This window comes from Sphingomonas sp. AC411 (assembly GCF_979253035.1).
This window is the reverse complement of record NZ_CEEDAQ010000001.1, coordinates 213,287-232,675: the sequence shown is the minus strand read 5'-3', so window position 1 is coordinate 232,675 and position 19,389 is coordinate 213,287. Positions and strand designations below refer to the sequence as shown.

The 19,389-nt window shown below is 64.2% G+C and carries 24 protein-coding genes and 3 pseudogenes; 9 read left to right on the top strand and 18 right to left on the bottom strand.

The annotated features are described in order from the left end of the window. Position 1: 1 nt before the first annotated feature. Positions 2–2,752: a TonB-dependent receptor gene (locus tag AC0IX7_RS01235; protein ID WP_471810097.1), complete on the bottom strand. Its 2,751-nt coding sequence runs from the start codon at positions 2,750–2,752 to the stop codon at positions 2–4. Positions 2,753–3,379: 627 nt separating this feature from the next. Here AC0IX7_RS01235 and AC0IX7_RS01230 point away from each other — a divergent pair. The 3 genes from AC0IX7_RS01230 to AC0IX7_RS01220 all read left to right on the top strand — a co-directional run bounded on the left by AC0IX7_RS01230 (position 3,380) and on the right by AC0IX7_RS01220 (position 5,045). After that, a complete protein-coding gene (locus tag AC0IX7_RS01230) occupies positions 3,380–4,153 on the top strand; it encodes an SDR family NAD(P)-dependent oxidoreductase (RefSeq protein WP_471810096.1) in 774 nt (257 codons plus the stop codon). Further along, positions 4,150–4,350 carry a hypothetical protein gene (locus AC0IX7_RS01225; protein WP_471810095.1) on the top strand — a complete coding sequence of 67 codons (201 nt, stop codon included), beginning with the start codon at positions 4,150–4,152 and terminating at the stop codon, positions 4,348–4,350. The genes AC0IX7_RS01230 and AC0IX7_RS01225 overlap by 4 nt, the downstream gene beginning before the upstream one ends. Before the next feature lie 146 nt (positions 4,351–4,496). Continuing rightward, on the top strand, positions 4,497–5,045 hold the full coding sequence (locus AC0IX7_RS01220) for a hypothetical protein (protein WP_471810094.1): 549 nt from the start codon (positions 4,497–4,499) through the stop codon (positions 5,043–5,045). A 267-nt stretch (positions 5,046–5,312) separates the two neighbouring features. Here the strand turns inward: AC0IX7_RS01220 and AC0IX7_RS01215 are convergent, their stop codons facing one another. The 4 genes from AC0IX7_RS01215 to AC0IX7_RS01200 form a co-directional block, all read right to left on the bottom strand. Continuing rightward, entirely contained in the window at positions 5,313–5,762 is a 450-nt protein-coding gene (locus AC0IX7_RS01215) for a periplasmic heavy metal sensor (RefSeq protein WP_471810093.1), read from the bottom strand. Beyond that, positions 5,763–6,197, bottom strand: coding sequence for a hypothetical protein (locus AC0IX7_RS01210; RefSeq protein ID WP_471810092.1), 435 nt, complete (start codon positions 6,195–6,197; stop codon positions 5,763–5,765). It lies immediately after the preceding gene. Further along, positions 6,194–6,763: a sigma-70 family RNA polymerase sigma factor gene (locus tag AC0IX7_RS01205; protein ID WP_471810091.1), complete on the bottom strand. Its 570-nt coding sequence runs from the start codon at positions 6,761–6,763 to the stop codon at positions 6,194–6,196. Before AC0IX7_RS01205 ends, AC0IX7_RS01210 begins: the two co-directional genes overlap by 4 nt. 136 nt (positions 6,764–6,899) lie before the next feature. Beyond that, complete coding sequence (locus AC0IX7_RS01200) at positions 6,900–7,154, bottom strand: GCG_CRPN prefix-to-repeats domain-containing protein (RefSeq protein WP_471810090.1); 255 nt, start codon at positions 7,152–7,154, stop codon at positions 6,900–6,902. A gap of 271 nt (positions 7,155–7,425) precedes the next feature. Between AC0IX7_RS01200 and AC0IX7_RS01195 the strand changes: the two genes are divergently transcribed. Next, positions 7,426–8,016 carry a peptidoglycan L,D-endopeptidase MepK gene (locus AC0IX7_RS01195; protein ID WP_471810089.1) on the top strand — a complete coding sequence of 197 codons (591 nt, stop codon included), beginning with the start codon at positions 7,426–7,428 and terminating at the stop codon, positions 8,014–8,016. Here the strand turns inward: AC0IX7_RS01195 and AC0IX7_RS01190 are convergent. The 12 genes and pseudogenes from AC0IX7_RS01190 to AC0IX7_RS01135 all read right to left on the bottom strand — a co-directional run bounded on the left by AC0IX7_RS01190 (position 8,013) and on the right by AC0IX7_RS01135 (position 15,748). After that, on the bottom strand, positions 8,013–8,591 hold the full coding sequence (locus tag AC0IX7_RS01190; protein WP_471810088.1) for a histidine phosphatase family protein: 579 nt from the start codon (positions 8,589–8,591) through the stop codon (positions 8,013–8,015). The genes AC0IX7_RS01195 and AC0IX7_RS01190 overlap by 4 nt on opposite strands. Continuing rightward, entirely contained in the window at positions 8,588–9,958 is a 1,371-nt protein-coding gene (locus tag AC0IX7_RS01185) for an ATP-binding protein (RefSeq protein WP_471810087.1), read from the bottom strand. Before AC0IX7_RS01185 ends, AC0IX7_RS01190 begins: the two co-directional genes overlap by 4 nt. A 62-nt stretch (positions 9,959–10,020) precedes the next feature. Next, positions 10,021–11,421, bottom strand: coding sequence for an SLC13 family permease (locus AC0IX7_RS01180; RefSeq protein ID WP_471810086.1), 1,401 nt, complete (start codon positions 11,419–11,421; stop codon positions 10,021–10,023). 49 nt (positions 11,422–11,470) lie between these two features. Further along, positions 11,471–12,474: pseudogene (locus AC0IX7_RS01175) on the bottom strand (glycerate kinase family protein). Between the two features lie 340 nt (positions 12,475–12,814). Beyond that, positions 12,815–13,036, bottom strand: a complete 222-nt coding sequence (locus tag AC0IX7_RS01170) for a hypothetical protein (RefSeq protein ID WP_471810085.1) — start codon at positions 13,034–13,036, stop codon at positions 12,815–12,817. Between the two features lie 38 nt (positions 13,037–13,074). Beyond that, positions 13,075–13,347, bottom strand: a complete 273-nt coding sequence (locus AC0IX7_RS01165; RefSeq protein WP_471810084.1) for a hypothetical protein — start codon at positions 13,345–13,347, stop codon at positions 13,075–13,077. Between the two features lie 257 nt (positions 13,348–13,604). Next, entirely contained in the window at positions 13,605–13,847 is a 243-nt protein-coding gene (locus tag AC0IX7_RS01160) for a hypothetical protein (protein WP_471810083.1), read from the bottom strand. 46 nt (positions 13,848–13,893) lie between these two features. Next, a complete protein-coding gene (locus AC0IX7_RS01155; RefSeq protein WP_471810082.1) occupies positions 13,894–14,028 on the bottom strand; it encodes a hypothetical protein in 135 nt (44 codons plus the stop codon). Between the two features lie 158 nt (positions 14,029–14,186). After that, positions 14,187–14,480, bottom strand: a complete 294-nt coding sequence (locus AC0IX7_RS01150; protein WP_471810081.1) for a hypothetical protein — start codon at positions 14,478–14,480, stop codon at positions 14,187–14,189. Further along, entirely contained in the window at positions 14,477–14,668 is a 192-nt protein-coding gene (locus AC0IX7_RS01145; protein ID WP_471813978.1) for a hypothetical protein, read from the bottom strand. Before AC0IX7_RS01145 ends, AC0IX7_RS01150 begins: the two co-directional genes overlap by 4 nt. A gap of 239 nt (positions 14,669–14,907) precedes the next feature. After that, positions 14,908–14,994: pseudogene (locus tag AC0IX7_RS01140) on the bottom strand (hypothetical protein); the annotation flags it as partial. 10 nt (positions 14,995–15,004) lie between these two features. Continuing rightward, entirely contained in the window at positions 15,005–15,748 is a 744-nt protein-coding gene (locus tag AC0IX7_RS01135) for a PQQ-dependent sugar dehydrogenase (RefSeq protein WP_471810080.1), read from the bottom strand. 222 nt (positions 15,749–15,970) lie between these two features. On the opposite strand from AC0IX7_RS01135, the pseudogene AC0IX7_RS01130 reads away from it, so the two are divergent. The 5 genes and pseudogenes from AC0IX7_RS01130 to AC0IX7_RS01110 form a co-directional block, all read left to right on the top strand. Continuing rightward, positions 15,971–16,351 (top strand): annotated as a pseudogene (locus AC0IX7_RS01130) (FAD/NAD(P)-binding protein); the annotation flags it as partial. Then, entirely contained in the window at positions 16,344–16,538 is a 195-nt protein-coding gene (locus AC0IX7_RS01125; RefSeq protein ID WP_471813976.1) for a hypothetical protein, read from the top strand. The pseudogene AC0IX7_RS01130 and the gene AC0IX7_RS01125, both read left to right, overlap by 8 nt. Next, on the top strand, positions 16,535–17,464 hold the full coding sequence (locus tag AC0IX7_RS01120; RefSeq protein WP_471813974.1) for an FAD/NAD(P)-binding protein: 930 nt from the start codon (positions 16,535–16,537) through the stop codon (positions 17,462–17,464). The genes AC0IX7_RS01125 and AC0IX7_RS01120 overlap by 4 nt, the downstream gene beginning before the upstream one ends. Continuing rightward, the gene (locus tag AC0IX7_RS01115) at positions 17,461–17,997 is read left to right on the top strand and encodes an AEC family transporter (RefSeq protein WP_471810079.1); all 537 of its coding nucleotides are present in this window, start codon (positions 17,461–17,463) and stop codon (positions 17,995–17,997) included. Before AC0IX7_RS01120 ends, AC0IX7_RS01115 begins: the two co-directional genes overlap by 4 nt. A gap of 38 nt (positions 17,998–18,035) precedes the next feature. Further along, complete coding sequence (locus tag AC0IX7_RS01110; protein WP_471810078.1) at positions 18,036–18,392, top strand: hypothetical protein; 357 nt, start codon at positions 18,036–18,038, stop codon at positions 18,390–18,392. Positions 18,393–18,448: 56 nt separating this feature from the next. Here AC0IX7_RS01110 and AC0IX7_RS01105 read toward each other — a convergent pair whose 3' ends face one another. After that, positions 18,449–19,375: a serine hydrolase domain-containing protein gene (locus AC0IX7_RS01105; protein ID WP_471810077.1), complete on the bottom strand. Its 927-nt coding sequence runs from the start codon at positions 19,373–19,375 to the stop codon at positions 18,449–18,451. Positions 19,376–19,389 lie beyond the last annotated feature (14 nt).

Here is a 19,389-nt window from a genome sequence, read left to right as displayed (position 1 = left end):
ATCAGAACTGCCCGCGGACGCCCAGGCTGATGCGGCTGCCCGAGGCTTCGTACGTCGTCGGAAAGGACGGATCCATCGTGTAGCCGGTGGTCTTCGCGTTCCCGACGTTGATGCCCTGCAGCTCGACGCGGAAGTTGCGCGTCACCTGATAGCTGGCGGCGACGTCGAACTGACCGTACGCATCGCGGTACACCGGATACATGTTACGCTCGATCCGCTCCACATAGGCGCCCTTGCGATTGTACGAGACGCGCAGCGAGAGCGGCCCCTTATCGAAGAAGACCGTGGCATTGTACGTCTTGTCGGCAAGACCGATCGGCGAGGTATCGATGCCGAGGTCGGATCCGCCGGTGAGCGAGCTGTCGAGGAAGGTGGCGTTGGCGTTGATGCCGAAGCCGTCCGCCCAGTCCGCAAACATGCCGAACGGGATTACCGCGTTCACCTCGACGCCGCTGACCTTGTAAGACCCCTCGGCGTTGACGGGCTGGTAGACGTCGAAATCGTAGACGCCGTTGACCGAGCCGTTGGCGTTGTAGACCGTCACGCCGGGCACCACACCGGTCAGCTGGCTCTGCACCACGCCCTTGATCTTCTTCCAGAAATAGGACGCTGCGAGAATGCCGCCGCGGGGCAGATATTTCTCGACGCCGACTTCCCACTGATCGGCCAAAGTGGGCTCCAGACCCGGGTTGCCGTCGGTGTAGCGAAAATTACCGATGCTCGCGATCCGCTTGTAGGCAAGATCGGTCAACGCCGGACGGATCAGCGTCTGCGAGGCGGCGGCGCGCAGGAACAGGCTGTCGGTAAGCTCGGCATGCGCGTTGACCGACGGCAGGAACTTTTCATATCTGCCGTCGCTGGACACCGGCGCGGGGGTCAGCCCGATCGAGCCGTTCGGGTTCTGGACCTGCTGGAAGCCTTCCGAATGGATGCTGGTGCGCAGATAGCGGCCACCGAAATTGACGAACACCGGCACGGCCACGGTGAATTCGAGGTCGACCATCGCATAACCGGCAATCGTCTCTTCCTGGACCTTGTAATAATTGGCGTCGCTGAACGGCGTGACGAACCCGTCGGGCCGGAAGAAGTCGCGGGCATAGGCGTTGGAAACCTGCGCCCAGCCAAGGTCGCGTGCCTGATAGCTCTTGCCGCCTGTGATGTCGGTCACGTTCTCGAGCGGGCTGTCGCCAAGTTTACGGACGTTGACATAGGCGCTGCTGCCGCGCGTCGGGCCCTGGATCTTCTCCTCGCCATATTCGCGCTCGTTGCTTTTGTTGGTGTAGCGGCCGCCGAAGTTGAAACGCTTGAGCAAGGACGTTTCGAAATTATAGCTCAGGTCGATCTGCGCGGCGTATTTGTCGTCCTTGATCTGCTCGCGAAAGGTTTCATACGCCTCGAACAGATAGGCGTTCGGCGCATTGTACATGTCGATCGTGCGCGGATTGGCGCTCGGGATCGTCTCGCCGCCATTCTCGGTATAGCGGGTGCGCGACGGCGCATAGGCGACGTGCTTGAGGTTCGAGGTATCGAGCGTTTTCTTCGCGCCGGAATAGCCGCCCAGCGCATTGATCTTCCAGTTGCCCGTCGACCAGTTCATCTCGCTGCCGAACTGACGATAGTCGGTCTCGTTGATATATTCCTTGCTCAGGAATTCATGCTGGGTGTTGGTGTACGAGACATCACGCAGCACGACGATGCCGCTGTCGGCCAGCGTCGTGGCGTCGAAATCGTGGATCGTCTCGAGCGTCGAGTTGCTCGACGCCGCATAGCCGGCGGCATCATATTCGTCCTCGGTCGTATCGTACGAGCCGAGAAACGCGTCGAAGGCGATATTGAAATTGTCGCTCGGCTTATATTGCACCGAACCCGACAGACCGAGGCGATCCTGATCGTTCTGGTAGACGCGGTCGCCGACCTTATCGAGAAAGACGATCTTGTTCTTGTCGGCATTGGTGAAGGTGATGCCGGCGTCGCGTTGCAGCACGGCGATCGCCTGGTTGCGGTAGACGGTGCCGGTACGGTCGGTCCAGCGCGCGATCGGCCGGAAGTTGATCCCGGAATTCGAGTCGGTGCGGTTGGTGCGCTGCTGCTTGGCGACCGAGACGAGCACGCCAAAGTCGCCGAAGGTGTTACTGGCGAGAAACGAGAAATTGGGGTCGATCTTCTCGGAGATCGAGTTGTACGCGCCGTCCGCGCTGCCCACCACGCGCAGGCCGGCATTATCGAAGCGCCGCGCGGTGCGGATCAGCACCGAGCCGGCGATGCCGCCTTCCTCGTCTGCCGCCACCGGCGACTTCTGCACCGTGACGGACTGAATCAGTTCGGAGGCGAAGATGTCGAATTCCACGTCGCGCCCACCCGAGCCCGAGGCGGTCGCCAGCTTGTTGATCGACACGAAGGTGAATTCGCTCGGCAGGCCGCGGACGTTGACGCGCGTGCCAAGGCCTCGTTCGCGCTCGATCGTCACGCCGGGGACGCGCTGCAGCGCTTCGGAGAGGTTCTGCTCGGGGAAATCGGCGATATCGGTGGCGATGATCGAGTCCGAAAAGCCGATCGTATCGCGCTTCATCTCGATCGCTTTCTTGAGGCTGCGACGATAGCCGCTTACAACGATGTCCTCATCGGCCTCGGCTTCCTCACCGACTGGAGCCTGTACGGTTTGGGCGAGAGCTGGCGCGGCGGATAGCGCTGCGATCGCTGCACCCAGCAGAAGGTGTCCCATGCGGTCGACATGCTTCAAATTGCAGATCATTTTTCTGCTTCCCCCGATGCGTATAGGTCAGTGACACTTCCCGAGCCGAGCTCCAGACGTGCGACTTCGCATCCCGAACTCGATGAGTTCGAGATAGTGTTAGATGTTATAGAGTTGAGCGGTACTTCACGCTCGGTGATGCGCTGACTCTTTCACCACCTGCCAACCAATAATCGAGCAACTCAGATATCGTTGCTCGCAGTCGCATTGCAGCGGCAAGCACAAGGCTCGCGAGATTTGTCGTTTCTATCTGGCCTTCACAGCGACGAACGTCGGCAACCATTCAATATTTAGCACATAGCGCTCCCAATCACCGCTATCCGGCTCGATGTTGCATGCGTGAAACTTGTGACGTGCATGTTACGATGCAGCAATAACTGCGCGCATTTTTGTATGCCGCAGCCGTGACGCGGGTGTTCATGGCAAGCGCGTTGCGGCTGTCGACAGACAAATGGCAACGATCTGGCTGACTTGCGTCATGCCTCAGTGGCTAGGTTGGGCGCTGCACGTCAGCCTAAGGCATCGAAAGGTCACCGACGCCCCAGCCCCTGTCTACGACCCGGCGGCGGCTGCCTTCATGGCAGCGAATTCATGCAACTGGGATGTCATCCCGCCGGTTCAGCGGTGATGACCCTGTTCGACAATCAAATCGCTATCGTCACTGGCGGTGACTCTGGAATTGGTGCCGCCTGCGCCAAGGCGCTTGGCGACGGTGGTGCCTGTGTCGTGATCACCTATTTCAAAGATGCGGGAGCGGCGCAGGCGGTCTGCGCATCGATCGGCGACGACGATCGCGCGATCGCGGTCCAAGCCGATGTCGGCGACGAAGCCGCGGTCGAGCGGTTGTTCGCGGCAGCTGAAAAAGCGTTCGGCACGGTCAGCCTGCTGGTCAATTCGGCCGGATTGAACATGAGCGGCGTGATGCTGGTCGACATGGAACTCGGGCAGTTCGACCGGGTCATCCGTTCCGATCTTTATGGCCCGTTCCTGACCTGTCGTCGGCTGGTCCGCGCGCTCGAAGCGAAGAATGCCAGAGGCCGGATCGTCAACATATCGTCGATTCACGAACACGCGCCGCGCCCGGGCGGAGTGGATTACGATTCTGCAAAGGGCGGCCTGTCGCAGTTGACCGCGACCTTGGCGCTGGAACTGGCCCCAAAGGGTATCGCGGTGAACGGAGTCGCGCCGGGAATGATCCTGACGCCGATGAACCAGTCCGCGCTCGATCATCCGGACGAGCTCGCGGCGAAGGAAGCGGCGATCCCATGGAAGCGCGCCGGGCGGCCCGACGAGGTCGCGGCGCTGGTCGCGTTTCTATTGTCGCCAGCGGCCGACTATATCACCGGTACCACCGTGACGATCGACGGCGCGCTATCGCTCACCGTGGCGCAGGGCGCATGACGATCACGTACGCAGTCGAGCAGCTCGACATCGTCACGATTTCCGCCGTGTCGGTAATCGAGGGCATGGACCTGATGAGTCCGTTCGTCTGGCAGGAAGGCGACCTGTACCGGATCATGGTTCGCGGCGTACCGCATCCGCTCGAGCCCCGTGATCCGACCGGGATCATCGCGCGCGGGAGAGCCGCGACGGGCTGACCTTCTTCATGAATCCGGGTCTTGCGATCACGCCTGGCCCTGGTGCGGAAGACCTGGGCGGCTGCGAGGATCCAACCGTTCTCATGGCTGGCCACGAGTATCTCGTTTATTATACCGGCGTCGATAAAGCGCGCACCCAAGGGTGCATGATCCTGGCCGCAGGCCCCGACCTTACCGCGCTGGTCAAGGAAGACCTAGTGCTGAAGGCATCGCCGGGCGAAGGCAATATCAAGGAGGCGACGCTCGCGCAGACCGCGGCCGGCGACTGGCGCCTATTCTACGAATATGCCGCGCAGGGCGCGTCGCGGATCGGCATGGCGGGCGGCCCGACGCCGAAGGGCCCGTGGACCGTGCTGCCCGATCCGTTCGGCATCCGCGCGGACAGCTGGGACAATTGGCATCTGTCGACCGGGCCTATCTGGCAGGGGGCGGGGCAGGATCCGGTGATGTTCTACAACGGCGCGACGCACGATGCGCGCTGGCGGATCGGCTGGATCAGCTTCAGTCCCGATTTCGCGCGCGTGACAGGGCGTGGGCTCGAACCGCTGCTCGTGCCGCCGCCTGCCGTGACCCGCGAGGCAACCGACATCGCGTTTGCAGCGTCGGCCGTGGCAGCTGGCAACCTGATAGCGCTGTATTATTCGCTGGAGGACCGGATGCTACGGCGAGCGTTGATTGGACGGTATGGCGGTTAGCCAAACCAATCGCCGCGCCGGGGAACGGCAAGAAGGCTAAACCGACAGGCCGCTAGACGGGTTGAGCGAGGTCGAGATCATGCGGATCGCCTGCAACCCGCTCGTCAACAGAACGAGGCAGATGAAAGATCGTCCGGCCGAATTTATCCGGCACTGCGGCGATTACCGCTACATTTCCGAAAACTACGCGCGTCCGGCCTTCCGGTCCGCGATAACGGGTCACAACTTCAATCGTCCGACGCCCCGCCACGAAGACCCGTCGCGAGGTTATTCCCGGCCGGGTCTCACCCGGCCCGCGCGACGTTCGACTGCGTCGGCAAGCTTCGCACGATCCGCAACGGGCAGATCCGCAGCGAACGCGACGGCGCGACGCTCGACCGCTGCGCGTACTGCCATGTCCGCGGTTCGCGCCCGATCCAGCGCGGCGAGCACCGCGGCCTGATCCACCGGATCTCGCCGCAGGAGCGCGGCGGCCTCCGCCTTGGCCTTGCGAGAGACCGCGATCGTCGGTCGCATCGCGCGTCGCGCCTGCCGCAAAGCCCGCCGGAACGGCCGGCGGTCGGCCGCTGACAATTCGGCCCCCGCGATGCGGAGCGAACCGGCGTTGAGCATGCGCGTATCGGTGCGCAGCGATGCGTAGCCGGCGCCCAGCGCGCCCGCGAGAAACAGATTGAGAATGATCGAAACGAGCAGCCCGATGCGCAGTTTTGCCGTCATCTATCGATCCGATCCCGTGATGTCGCCGAACGACGTGCTGCCGTTTATCGCGCCCAGATCGGCGGCGGCACCCACCCCGTGGCCGAGATCGATCGGCACGCTCATCGCCACCGCTGCCGTACCGGCCGCCGCCCCTGCCAGCGTCGCCGCGATCCCGACTCCCGACCACCACCAGCGCAGCCGCAACGCGGCACGGCGGGTCGCGATAGCCCCGCTGGTGGCGATCTGCGCGGCAAGGTCCAGTCCAGGAGCCTCGACCCGCCACCTGTCCAGCCGTGCGTCGAGGTCGGCGGCCTCGGCAAGGATCGCGGCCCCCGCCGGCGTCGTGGCGAGGCGGGCGCCGGCCGCGCGGTACCGATCTGGCCAGCGGGCCACGGCGGCACCGTAAGCGGCGGCCAGATCGCGGACGCGGTCGATGGTCAGCGGATCAGTCATGGGCGTCGTCCTCCTGCGACGAGGAAAGCCGGGTGCGCAACGTGCGCCGTCCCCGTGCCAGCAAAGATTCCAGCGCCTCGATGCTGACGTCGAGCACGGCCGCCGCCTCCGCCACCGGGCAGATCCTGATAATGGACCAGCAGGATCGCGTCGCGCTGGCGCTCGGGCAGGCTGGCGATCGCTATTGCGACCGTCCGATCGCGCTCGGCCTCGATCAGGCTCGACTCCGCGTCCGGGGCGGGATCGGGCATCTCTGGTAGCCCGCCGTCCGCCGCCTCGCGGCCCATCTGGGGGCGGCGACGCAATCGGTCGCGGCACAGGTTGAGCACGACCGTATGGAGCCAGGTATCGAACCGCGCTGCGCCCGGCTGCCAGGCGGCAGCTGTTCGCCAGACGCGGACGAACGCATCCTGCGCGACGTCTTCCGCCGCCGCGCGATCGTGCAGCATCCGCGTCGCAAGGCCGAGGATGCGGGGCAATTTCGCGGCGACCAGCAGCCGCGCTGCCGCTGCATCGCCGCGACCGATCCGTGCGAGCAGGGCGGTATCCGGATCGTGATCGAGCAAGCCTGGTCTTTCGCGCCGCCATGATGTCCATCGTCGAGTCAGGAACCGGTTTTACCCGAAGCCGCTATCGGCGTCCGGCGCGCGGTACGTCCTGCTGACTAAGGTCCGGGAGCGTGTCGCTCCCGGACCCAGTCGATCAGCGATACCGCCAACCGCCATGCCAGCGATAGCGATGCCCCCAATAGCGGTTGGCATGCCAATACCCGCGACCGGGGTAATAGACGCCGACCCGCGGCGGAGGCACGACCACGACGCGCCGGACGCGGTTGGGGACGCAGCGACCATAGGCGCCACGGTGAAACCGGGGACCACAGCCTTGTCGCGCTTCGGCAGGCATAGCCGTCGTGATGGCGGTTCCGACCGCCAGTGCGGCCAGCAAGAGCTTTTTCATGAAATACCTCCTGACGTGATCGACGCCGGTTGCGCGGCGTCATGCAGGCTTCAACGACGCAAGACGCCGTTTCCGTCGCGCCTCAGGCAAAAACGTGGTTTTTCATGAGCAAGTCAGCGACCGACGTGCCCTTGTCGTGACGCCCCCGCCCCGCTCAGCGGCCAACAATCAGGCGAACGGTGGAATGGGTGCGACGAAAGCGCCCGCCATTAAGGAACACGCACACGGTCATGCCCTAAGGTTGGGGCCACTCTTTGACCGGAACCGACATTTGTCCAACGCCTTGTTTTCCCGCCGCGATCTGATCAACGGCGGTGTCGCCGCGCTCGTGACGGCCGCCTTGTCGGAACGGGTTTCCGCGCGCGCGCCCGAGCGCCGGCTCGTACTGGTCAATCCGCATAACGGCGAGCGCTACGACGCCTGCTTCTTCGCCAATGGCCGCTATCGCGCGGAGGGTCTTGCCGAACTCAACCACGCCATGCGCGATTGGCGCACGGGAGCGACCCGGAAAATGGACCCGGGGCTCCTCGACCTGCTGGTGCGGGTTCGTGATCGGCTCGACGTCCCTCCACGCAAGGCGCTGAAGCTGGTTTCGGGGTATCGGAGCCCGAAGACCAACCGCGCGCTGCATGCGCGGTCGCACGGCGTCGCCAGCAAGAGCCAGCACATGCTCGGCAAGGCGACCGACATCGCAATCCCAGGGGTGCCGCTCAGTCATCTCCGAAGCGCCGCCTTGTCGCTGCGCGGTGGGGCGTCGGCTATTACCCAAACGACGGTTTCGTACACATGGATACAGGCGCAGTGCGTCACTGGAGCTGAGCCGGATACCGCGGAACAGGCATCGGTCTTCAAGGCGTCTTAGTCGGGCGTGTCCCGCGACAGGTCCGCGGTCAGGCCATAGCCCCGGAGCCGTGGCCACTGGCCGCGGTCGAGGATGGTGATGCTTGCCGGGGGCACCGGTGCCAGCCGATCCGACGGCAGGTCGAGGATCATCGACGTGACAGCGCGGACGACCCCGCCATGCGTTACCACCAGCGCATCACCCGCTAGCGTTGCCAACGCATCCGATAGCCGATCGCGAAATGCCTGGCCGGACTCCCCACCCGGCGGTGTGAAGTCGCCCGCCCGCCACGCCCGCCAACACGCGGGATCGCGCGTGCGCAGGTCATCGGTGTCCTGACCCTCCCATTCGCCGACGCCGATTTCACGCCACCGTCGATCCGGCCGAGCGTCGAGTCCCAACAACGCCGCGGTGCGGCTCGCGCGCCGGAGGTCGGAGCAGATCGCATCGCGGGGAAGATGGGGCGGCAAGGCAGTCGCCAGCGCGCGGGCCTGGTCTTCGCCGCGGGGTGAAAGGTCAGGATCGGCCTGCCCCTGCAAACGTCGCGCCGCGTTCCAGACGGATTCGCCATGGCGGACCAGGTATAGTCGGCTCATTGCCGCACCGGCAGCGACAGGCGGGCCACGGTCCCCTGCCCGGGCTTGCTGAGCAACGTGAAGGTTCCGCCATGGCGCTCGACAAGCGCCCTAACCATCGCCGTGCCGACGTCCAACGTATCCGGCGCTCCAGCATCGCTGGGCGGCGCAACGGACAGCGCGCGCTCGACCGTTTCGCTGTCCATCCCGCGCCCGTTATCGGCAATTTCAATCAGCACCATATCGTCCTTCTGATCGCTCCTGATCCGCACGCCGATCCGACCGCCACGATCGGGCAGCATCGCCAGCCCACTGCGTATCAGTTCTTCGAGGGCTCCGCGTAGCTTCAGGCGGTCCGCCAGTATGGATCTCGCGTCCGCCTCCAGATCGAGTTCGCAACTGATCCCCCGCGCGGCAATTTCCGGACCGAACCGCGTGAGTGCGGCTTGTGAGAGACGGCACGGATCACAGGGCTCGAGATGGAGATCGAGCGGATGGCCGATCTGCGTCACGCGGCCGATCGAACGCATGATCTGCTCCACATCGACCAGCGCATCCTCCAAGCTCTCCGACGTTCGCAGCGAAGCGATGCGGCTCTCCAAGGTGTCGACCAACCGGTGCACCGTCAGGTGAGAAAGGCTCTCGGACTTCGCATCTCGGGCCCCGCCGTCGTGGGCCGCCGCCTCACGCAATGCCATCGCCTCGGCCGTCCCATTATAGGCACGCGCCACGGCCCCGACTTCATCCTTGCGATCCTGATCGAGACGTTGGGTCGTATCGCCCGAGGCCAGCCCGTCGAGCGCCTTGCCCAACTGGCGGAGCGGGCCGAACAGATCGGATGCGAGATAGGCCGCGATCAGCAGCGACAACGACAGCGCAGCAAGGATCGCGACCGCAGCCATCACATTGGCAGATCGTCGCAATTTCCTGGTTTCGTCGCGGATCACCTGTCCACGCACCTGATCGGCTTGGGCGATGCGTTCGGTCAATGCCCGGAATGCGGCATAATCCCCCGTATCCAGCCGATCGTCGACCCGCCGCACGGCGTCTGCCCGGCGCCCCTGCCCGGCGAGAACGAACACATCGCGCGCCGCACCGATCAGGCTCTCATGCGCGGTCTTCACGGTTTCCAGATCACGTTTCTCGCGCGCCGTGGTCGCGAGCCGATCCCATTTCGCGAACACGGCGCGGGTCGGCGCAATCGCCCGCTCGAAATCCTGCCGAGCGTCGGGAATCTCGCCTCGACCACCCGCCAGGCTGTCATGGACCTCGGACAGCGCCTGAAAGGTTTCGGCGCGAATTTGCTCGAGGTACAGGCTGCGCCGGTAATGCGTCTCCACCTCGTTCGACGTGGTCTGCCAACGCAGCGACATGAACAGCGCGACCATCGCGATCAAGAGCGTGGTCGTCGCCAAGCCGCCGAACGCGATCATCAATTTACGCCGTAACGTCACAGCTTTAACCCCACATGCTGCCACCAGCCGAAATAGACCGCGATAATCAGCAGGGCATGGACCGGCAGCAGGATGGCGCTGAGCCGAAGCAGATCGGCGGGCGCCCAGGCATCAGGGTCGGCTTCCTGAAACATCAGCAACGCCTTCGAACTTACCGGAAACGTCAGGCAATAATCCATGCCGACCGATCCGATGAACATGACCGCGGCGGGATTGAGTTTCAACGTACCAGCGAGATACAGCAGCGCCGGCGTCAGCGCCGCCGCACGCGCGGTATGCGATGTCATGTACAGATGCGACGTGAGCGTTATCAGCGCGAGGGCCAGCAGGATAAAACTGCTGGATCCACCATCGGTCAGTCCGGAGGCTGAAAACACCAGCCCGATCAGCCACTTTGCGGCGCCCGTCCCGATCAACGCCTGCCCAAGCACCAGCGCCGCCCCGACGAAGACGATGAGATTCCAGTTTACCGCCTTCAGCCCGTCCTTCCAGGCGATGACGCCGATGCCGGGCAGCGTGAGGATCAGGGCTGCCAGCACGCTGACCGTCGCGATCTGAAGACCATGCAGATGTTCGGTCGACCACAGACCGACCGACGCCAGGATCACCATCAGCGTGATCCACTCGTCACGACTGAACGGTTTGGACGCGGTCGTCTCGATCGACAACGATTTCGCGCGCAGATCCTTGTCGAGAAACAGCCGACCGATGATCCAGGTCGTGACCGCGCTGGCGATGAGCGCGAACGGCAGGCCAAAGAGCAGCCACTGGACGAACGACAATTTGGTGCCGCCAAGATCGCCGAGCAGGTCGTTGGCAATCAGATGCGATCCGGCCCCCGTCAAGCTGGCGACCGTGGAGACGAGGATCACGGTCGGAATCAGCAATGCCAGCGCGCGGGTCACTTTTGCGCTGCCCGCCGCATCGGACAGGCTGCGGAAGACCGGCAGCGCGACGGCTGCACGCCCCGACGTGGACGGGATGAGGAAAGCGGTCGGCAACAGCACGAGCGTGACCAGCCACATCATGGCGCTGACGCTTCGCGCCCGCTTGGCGACCAGACCGGTCAGCCGCGCGGCGAGACCTGTATCCTGGACCGCCGTGCCCAGGATGAACGCCCCGATCATCAGCCAGATGACGTCGGATTCGAGCGCTGTGAAAAGCTGTTCCTGTTCAAGCGCACCGCCGAGCACGAGCAGCAATACCACGCCCAACGCGACATAGGCGGCGTTGATCTGCGTCAGCGACCAGAGCACCACGGCCGTGCCAAAGCCAAAAAGCGCAAGCCGAGCCTCGTTGCCCAGCCCCGCCGGGATCATGACACCGATCCCGAGCAAGGCGATCAGCAGAACGACCGGGACTGCGCCGATCGTCCAGCGCCAGCGCCGTTCCGGCACGCTCCGCGCGGGGGATCGTCCGCGAGCGCCCACAAGGAACTATCCGACATCACCGCGCCGCGGCGCGTTTGTCGGCAATCGCGATCCCCGCCAATACGGTCCGCATGACGTTCTCGGCACATTGCACGAGCTCGCTTTCCGCGATCGACATGGCCTCCTCCAGCGTTTCGGGCGCGTGGACGGTCGAAAAGAAGGCGCTGACCCCGTGCTCGTGCACGACTTCGGCTCGTTCGCCGATCGTTCCGGCCAGGGCGATGACGGGTATGTCGAGCAACCGGGCACGGTCCCCGATCTCCGCAGGGATCTTGCCCCGCGCAGTCTTGAAGTCGATCCCACCCTCAGCGGTGATGATGAGGTCGGTGCCGGCCAACGCCTCGTCGAGCCCGAAATAAGGCAGCAGGACGTCGAACCGGGAACTCAGCTTCGCGCCAAGCATCGCATGCAAACCGGCACCGATGCCGCCAGACGCTCCGCCGCCTGGCATCGACCGGACGTCGATCCCGAGATCGCGTTCGATGACGTCCGCATAGTGATCCAGTGCAGCGGCCAGATACTCGACGTCTTCGGGTGAGGCGCCCTTTGCGGACCGAAAATCCTCGCCACGCCATTCTCGCCGCACAACAGGTTCTTCATGTTGCAGGCGACCTCGATCTCGACGCCCTGCAGGCGCGGATCGAGACCCGAAAGATCGATGCGATCGAGATGCTTCAGCCCCATCCCGCCTTCCGCGATCTCCTCGCCATCGGCGTCCAGCAACTTTCCGCCGAGTGCGCGTACCAGCCCTGCACCGCCGTCGTTGACGCCGGAATCACCGCACCCGACGAGAATACGCGAGACGCCGGCATCCAGCGCGAGCGCGATAAGTTCGCCTACGCCTCGCGTGGTCGTTCGACAGGGATCGCGCTGTTCACGGGGAACGAGTTTCAACCCTGCGGCCATCGCGATCTCGACGACGGCGACCGGCTCTTCGCCGCCGAGCAGCGCGAGCCCCGCATCGATCCGTTCGCCGACCGGGCCCGTAACCCGGACATCCTTCACAGAACCACCGGTCATCCGCGCCATGGTATGCGCAGTCCCTCGCCCCCATCGGCAAGCGGCAACTCGACCACGTCGGCGTCGGGGCAGGCCCGCAGGACTCCTGGGCGATCGCCGACGCCACATTCTCGGCATCGAGATTTTCTTTGAACCCCGATGGGGCGATCACGATGCGCATGCGCGGCTCCGACAGGCGTCATCACGAACGATCGCCGACCGCGTCGACGGACCGCCGGTCAAGCTCAAGGCAGATGACTTTTCCCCGACGAGACAGTGCAAGGCGCGGCATAATCTGGGTACCGCGATCAACGTCTTCATCATGCTTCCCCGCCTTTTGCCCGCGCCCAACGTGGCGCGATCAGGCGGCGTTCCCTATCTCGCTGAAAATTCGCATATTTTGATTGTGCGACACGCCAAATGGGGCCGACGAACAGCGCGACAGCTCCTGAACGGGCATCTGGTCCGCATCGCCGTCTGACAGTGAGGCCTCGCAGCACTCGTCGTCGTTGCCGGTCACGATTGCCGTCGTGTGTGTCGGGCCGACAAAGGCGATGTTCGATCGCGAGATGACGCTGATCATGCGGTTAGCAGGCGTCTGATCGGGTGACGGTGCGGCGTTTACTTGCAGAGCTGTAGAGCGATCGCATCAAGCTGACGATCGTAGCTCGCTCGCTCCGCCGCACTCAGGAAGCCCTGTTTGGCGGCAAGTCGATCGCTCGCCTTGCGGATCGCTTCGACGCGATTCCACAAGCGCTGCGACGTTTGTTTGGTAATCCGGCGCGCCTTGCTGGCGGTGCCAATATCCGCCTGCAGGATGTTCGCCCGCATCGAGATATGGTCCTGCATCGCGGTCTTGCCCGAGCCGCTCTTCAGATGACGCTGTTGCGTCACGTTACAGCTCGGATAGTCACTCTGCCACGATCGGGCTTCCGAGGCGGTTGCGGTGAGGGCAAAGACCAGGGGATCAGATATTTCATGGGGTCGCTCCTGTCGTACCGGGCAGCGTATAGGTCCGGTTCGGCTTAACGCTCGATGAGCGCGACGGCAGTGCCAAGCATCAAATCCACGATGCCGGGCAAAACGATGGGCCGCGTTCGCGCCCTCTCGTCCATGCCCGGCGGTTGCTGGTCAAGACGCGCAGAGCTCCATCACCAGGCCATGGCGATCGAGATCGTTGCCAACGGCACGACAGACGCGGTCGTGCCATCGGGAGCGTCGAGCCTTCGGAGCTGAGGGTCTCGAACGAGAGCAAGGATTTCGCCCTGCAACGATGCCTTTGCGCCCGCGATCTTCACCGGCTGGGCAACGCTCATCCCGGCACTGCCATAAACCCTGTCTCCGCTATCCGCTGCATAGAAGCTGCGCCAACCGGCACCGACCGAAACCGGCACCGTGAGCGTCGGGCCGTCCTCCGCGCGCGTGAGCGGGAACGCGGGGCTATACCGACGATCGTGTAGAAGCCCCCTGCCCCTTCGTCCGCGTCGTCGCGGCAAAGCGTGGCGCGAGAAACCCAAGTGCGTCCTTGCCGGTGTAGAGGAACGTCAGGCTGGCTTCATGGGTCGTGCCCGCCACCCCGTTGGGACTGGCCTTGATGGCATACGCTCCCGCTGCCGACAGCCCCGTGCCAGGCCGCCATGCGAGACCGACGATCGTGTTGCTCTCGTACCAGCTGCGCGGTCGAGATCTCTCGTCGGATCGCGGCGCGTGGAAGCCGTTCGAGCTTTGCCCTGTCAGGAACAGGACCCCTCCCCATCCGCGCGGCGCTTCAGCACCGCGGCGCCGCCGATCGCGACATGGATCGGAACCCTGCCGAGGCCGGCGTCATCGTCGTCATACGCTCCGCGCGCGTAATCGCCGTTACGGACATCGAACGAGACGATCGGATGAACGGCGCCGTCGCCCACGTCGACTTCGGATAACGTCGCATCCTCGGTGTCGATGAACGGCACGGTCTGCGCCGACGCGGGTGGCGCAACGACGCAGACGAGCGTCGCTGCGAGACCCATCAGGGCTGTCGTGGTCACGAGGTGCGTCGCACCATCCACACGGTATCCCCGGCATCGTCGACGACAAAGATCGCACCATCGTCGCGCGTCTGCACGCTCACCGGTCGACCATAGACTTCATTCGTCTTCTCGTCCGCGACGAACCCGGTCAGGAACGGCTGCGGCGCGGCCGTCGGCCTCCCATTTGCAAATGGTACCGCGAGCACGTCATACCCGATGAACGCGGACCGGTTCCACGAGCCATGCCGCGCGACATACGCAATCTGTTGCGCGGCCGGCGCTCCTTTGCGAACGCCACGCCCAACGCCGCGGCATGGGGACCAACGGCAACATCGGGCATCAACGTCGTCGCCAACAACTCGCGCTTGTCGTTCGCATGACGTGGATCCTGCCTCCCGTAATAGCTGTAGGGCCATCCGTAGAACCCGCCGTCACGCACGCCGACGAGATAGTCCGGCGCGATATCGTCGCCGAGCTGGTCGCGTTCATTGACGGCGGCCCACAACACATTCGATCCCGGCGCCCAAGCCATGCCGACCGGGTTACGAAGCCCCGAGGCATAGAGCCGCTCCTCGTCCGGTACGAAGATCGACTGCGAGAATTGCCGCTCTTCGGGTCTCCTCGTCCATGCCGTGTTCGCCGACATTGGATGCCGATCCGACCGACACATACAGCGTCCGCGCATCTGCACTGAGCAACAGGTTTCGCGTCCAGTGATTGTTGTAGCCACCCGCAGGCAGCGACACTAGCGGCTGCGGCGTGGCGGTCACGCGCGTCTGGCCGGGCGTGAACGGGACGCTGACGACGCCGTCGGTATTGGCGACATACAGGCGACCGTTGCCGTACTGCATCCCGAACGGCTGGTTGAGCCCCTCGATCAGAACGAAACGCTGTTCGGCGATCCCGTCGCGGTTCGCGTCGCGTAACAGGGTGATACGGTTGGCGCTGAAGCCGGTCGTCTTCGACAGCGCCTGGCCACGCTGGACGTCCGGCTCGGCATCCAGCTTGGGCTTCGTACGCGCTTCCGCGACCAGCACGTCACCATTGGGTAGCAGCAGTGCCTGGCGAGGGTAGTCCAAGCCACCTGCGAATTTGACGACCTCAAACCCCTGCGGCGCCTTCGGTTTACGCCCCTCGGGCCAGCCGATCGTCTTGGGGTGGTTGACCACGGACGCGGTCGCATAAGGCTCTGCCTGCGTCTTCAGGCCGACCACCGACGGTGTTTTCTGTGCAACGGCACCGCTTGCAAGGCTCAATACGCCGGCGGCAGCAAGGATCGTTTTCATAATGTCTCCCGGATCATGATCGAAAGAGTAACCCCCTGACAATCATGGATATCCGTGAGTTGGACAGTATTGACGATTAATTCCTGACGTTTCGGAATCCCGCTCTCGGCAACAGGCCAAGGCTGTCGAACTGGACGCAGGATCAAAATGACATAATTTTCACGTCGCCGTGGCACGAAACAGCGCCCGCGCGTTGTCGCCGTTCCTCAGCGAACGGATATCATGCCGAAAACATTGACTATTATCGGCATGGGCGCCTGTGGCGTCGCAGCGTTCGCCGAAGCTGTCACCCGGTTATGCTATGACCCAGGCGACGGGTGGAAGGTCCATTTGGTCGAGCGTGACGATGAACTCGCGCGCGGATTGGCGTTCGGCACGGAACAGCCCGGCCATCTTCTGAACACGGAATCCCGTCTCATGGGGCTCTACGACCGCGAGCCCGGTCATTTCAGAACCTGGCTTGAGGCGCGGCGCGCGGCGTCGGGCACGCCGCTCGATCCCGATGGCGTCGAATACCCGCAACGCCGCGAATACCGCGTCTACATGCAGGAGGTTCTCGACAATGCGCTCCAGCAGGCGCGCACCGCCGGGATCGATGTCCAAGTCCACCGCGAGGAAGCAATCGCCATCGAGGGCGATCACGCTGCGGGGACGGTTCGGTCTCGCGAACGGGTCGACGATCGCCACCGACGTCGTCCTGCTGACCATCGGCACGCCCGATCCGGACCGGTTCGGCAATCTGAACGGTACGCCCGGCTATTTCGACTCCCCTACCCCGCCCACCGCATGACCCAGGAAATCGAGCGGGATCAGCCCGTAGTCGTCCTCGGCAGCGGCCTCAGTGCCATCGACGCGGTCATGACACTGCTCGACGATGGACACCGCGGCAACATCCACCTCGTATCGAAGGAAGGGATGCTGCCACGCGTCGAAATTCCCGCGCCCGAGACAGGCTATGACCGTCAGCACCTCACGCTGGAAAACGTCCATCGCCTCATCCGCGAGCGGGGCAGCGCATTCTCGGTAGTGGATCTGTTCCGCCTCTTTCGTCTGGAGGCCGAAACTGCCGCGGGACGTGCGATCGATTGGCAGGCGGAGGATCGCTACGACGGGGACGCCGAGGCCGCCCTGCTGCGCGACATCGCCGCGGCGGAGTCCGGAGACGAACCGTTCCAGCGCATCCTCACCGCCACGCGTCATGACTCGACGGCGATATGGAACCTGTTGCGCCCCGCCGACCAGAAACGGTTCGGGCAATGGCTGGCACCGCATTTCGCTGCGGCGCGCTTCGTCACGCCGATGGTGAACGCGCGGCGCCTGGCCGATGCGATGACGCGGGGATTGCTCAGCGTACGCGGTCGGATCGATGAAACCGTTGCCAGCGAGACCGGTACGGGCTTCACGGTCCGGTTCGAGAATGGCGATACGATCGACGCACCGGTCGTCGTCAACGCCACGGGACAGGCTACCGCACTGAACGAGATGAAGGAGACGCTGGTCAAGGATCTGCTCGCGAAGGACTGGCTGCAGCCGCATCCGGTCGGTGGGGCCATCGCGCACCGGGCGACGTGTCGGATCATATCCGCCACGCGCGATGCACCACGGCTATACGCGCTCGGCCAATTGCTGAACGGCGAGTTGCGCGACACCAATGCGGTCTGGTTCAATGTCGAATGCGCCGGTCGTGCGGTCGACGACATCCTGCGCCAGCAATGAGCGCGATCGGCAACATCGCGGCGGCACTCCTGCCGCTTTACGGCGTGATCCTGCTCGCCTGGGCTGTCGGCTCCCGCGTTCCCTGGGCGGCAAAGCTGTGCTCGAAGGCACTCGTTTTCGGCCTCATCCCGTTGCTGGTCATCGACAAGGTGCTCGGCGCGGAAGTGCAACAGCTGATGGTGATACCACCGTTGATGTTCGTGGTTTCGGCACTGATGAGCATCCCGGCATACCGGTTGGCCAAGCGGCTCGGCGACGACTTCGATCCCAAACTGCTGTCGGCGTCCTTCTCGTTCTTCAACGTTGCGTTCTTTGGGGTGCCCGTCAGCCAGGCCCTGTTCGGCGAGGTCGGCGTATCGACGGTGATCTGCGCGTATATCGGCAGCGCGCTGTACGGCAACACGATCGGGTATTTCCATCGCGCGTACCAAGGAAGGTACGCGCAAGGCCGCTACCAAGGCGTTGCGGGTGCCACTCGTGTATGTGGTCATCGGCTCGCTCCTGGCAAAGTGGGGCGGCGTCACGATGCCTGAAGCGGCAGCGCCCTATCGTCTCGATCGCCGGCACGTTGGTGTCGGTCCTCGGCATGGCGGTGATCGGCCTCAACCTTGCCGAAACCGGCCGCGACGACTGGCGGCCAAGACTGATGACGCGCATCCTCGCGGTCAGGCAGGTCGCCGGCGTGATACTGCTCGGTGCCGCGCTCGCACTCGAAGCGGCCTTCGTCGGTGTATTGAGCCCACGCGACCGCGTGATCGTCGGGCTCGTCGCCCTGTTCCCGATCGCCAGCAACGTGACCTTGTTCGCGACCCTCCTCGACACGAACCGCAAATCGGCGGCGATCCTTGTCGCGCTGTCGAGCGCCGTATCCCTCGTCCTCGTGCTGCTGGTCGTGGGCGTCTTTCACTCGGCCATGCCGACGAGTTAATCACGGTTCCCCAGTGCTGTTCCCGCTTTCAGCGGATGGCAGCGGCGCAAAACTCGCTACGCACCCCGCTCGGCAGCAGGCACGATCGCGTTCTCGACGATGCTATGGAGCGCATCGATATGCCCCGTGTCCCGTGAGCCGTTCGGATCCGACGTCATGACGACCGTGATCCGTAGATTGGGGATGACGTAGACCATCTGGCCACCATAGCCCCAGGCGAACCGCACTGGATGGCCCTTCATCTCGGTCAGGAACCAGCCGAAGCCGTACGCCTTCCCACTCCAAGGCGAGACGGCGCGCGGTGTCCAGCTCTGCTCGATCCACTTGGCCGGGAGGATGCGCCGGCCATCGATGATGCCGTCTAGCCGATAGAGCTCGCCAAAACGCGCGAGTGCGCGCGGCGAGAGCCTCATTTCGTTGCCGCCAAAATAGATGCCTTGCGGATCGGCCGGCCAGGACGGGATCGTAATTCCAAGCGGCTCGCCGAGCCACGCGCGCGCGTTGGCGAGCGTGCTCTGGCCCGTCGCCCGTGTAAGCGCCGCCGAGAGCAGGTGGGTGGACCCGGTCGAGTAGAGCATTGCCGTACCGGGATCAGCGACGAAGGGGCGAGCCAGCGCGAACCGTATCCAATTGGGGCTGGATACCCACCGACCGTAATTCTCGCCAGAGGTGCGTTCGAGTCCGGCCTGCATCGACAGAAGGTTGCCGATGGTCACCCTGGCTAGCCGTGGGTTGGGATCGGCGGGCGCGTCACGCCTGAGCAGCGGCAGGATCGGCTGGTCGACGCCGTCGAAGACACCGCGTTGGATGGCGATGCCGACCAGTGCCGACATGACCGACTTCGATGCCGACTTGATGTTGACCGGTCGATCCAGCGGGGGACCGCCGTTGAACACCTGCGCTGTCAGCGTCTGTCCGTCTCGAAGGACGAGGAGCGAACGAAGCCGCGGCAGCGCCGAGGCTCTTGCCTGCACGTCGCGCATGGATGCGGCATCGA

Bases quoted from the DNA above. Each gene is read 5' to 3' on its own strand.
- AC0IX7_RS01235 (WP_471810097.1), bottom strand. From the start codon at position 2,752: ATGATCTGCAATTTGAAGCATGTCGACCGCATGGGACACCTTCTGCTG.
- AC0IX7_RS01230 (WP_471810096.1), top strand. From the start codon at position 3,380: ATGACCCTGTTCGACAATCAAATCGCTATCGTCACTGGCGGTGACTCT.
- AC0IX7_RS01225 (WP_471810095.1), top strand. From the start codon at position 4,150: ATGACGATCACGTACGCAGTCGAGCAGCTCGACATCGTCACGATTTCC.
- AC0IX7_RS01220 (WP_471810094.1), top strand. From the start codon at position 4,497: ATGATCCTGGCCGCAGGCCCCGACCTTACCGCGCTGGTCAAGGAAGAC.
- AC0IX7_RS01215 (WP_471810093.1), bottom strand. From the start codon at position 5,762: ATGACGGCAAAACTGCGCATCGGGCTGCTCGTTTCGATCATTCTCAAT.
- AC0IX7_RS01210 (WP_471810092.1), bottom strand. From the start codon at position 6,197: ATGACTGATCCGCTGACCATCGACCGCGTCCGCGATCTGGCCGCCGCT.
- AC0IX7_RS01200 (WP_471810090.1), bottom strand. From the start codon at position 7,154: ATGAAAAAGCTCTTGCTGGCCGCACTGGCGGTCGGAACCGCCATCACG.
- AC0IX7_RS01190 (WP_471810088.1), bottom strand. From the start codon at position 8,591: ATGAGCCGACTATACCTGGTCCGCCATGGCGAATCCGTCTGGAACGCG.
- AC0IX7_RS01185 (WP_471810087.1), bottom strand. From the start codon at position 9,958: ATGGTCGCGCTGTTCATGTCGCTGCGTTGGCAGACCACGTCGAACGAG.
- AC0IX7_RS01170 (WP_471810085.1), bottom strand. From the start codon at position 13,036: ATGATCAGCGTCATCTCGCGATCGAACATCGCCTTTGTCGGCCCGACA.
- AC0IX7_RS01135 (WP_471810080.1), bottom strand. From the start codon at position 15,748: ATGAAAACGATCCTTGCTGCCGCCGGCGTATTGAGCCTTGCAAGCGGT.
- AC0IX7_RS01125 (WP_471813976.1), top strand. From the start codon at position 16,344: ATGTCCAAGTCCACCGCGAGGAAGCAATCGCCATCGAGGGCGATCACG.
- AC0IX7_RS01120 (WP_471813974.1), top strand. From the start codon at position 16,535: ATGACCCAGGAAATCGAGCGGGATCAGCCCGTAGTCGTCCTCGGCAGC.
- AC0IX7_RS01115 (WP_471810079.1), top strand. From the start codon at position 17,461: ATGAGCGCGATCGGCAACATCGCGGCGGCACTCCTGCCGCTTTACGGC.
- AC0IX7_RS01105 (WP_471810077.1), bottom strand. From the start codon at position 19,375: ATGCGCGACGTGCAGGCAAGAGCCTCGGCGCTGCCGCGGCTTCGTTCG.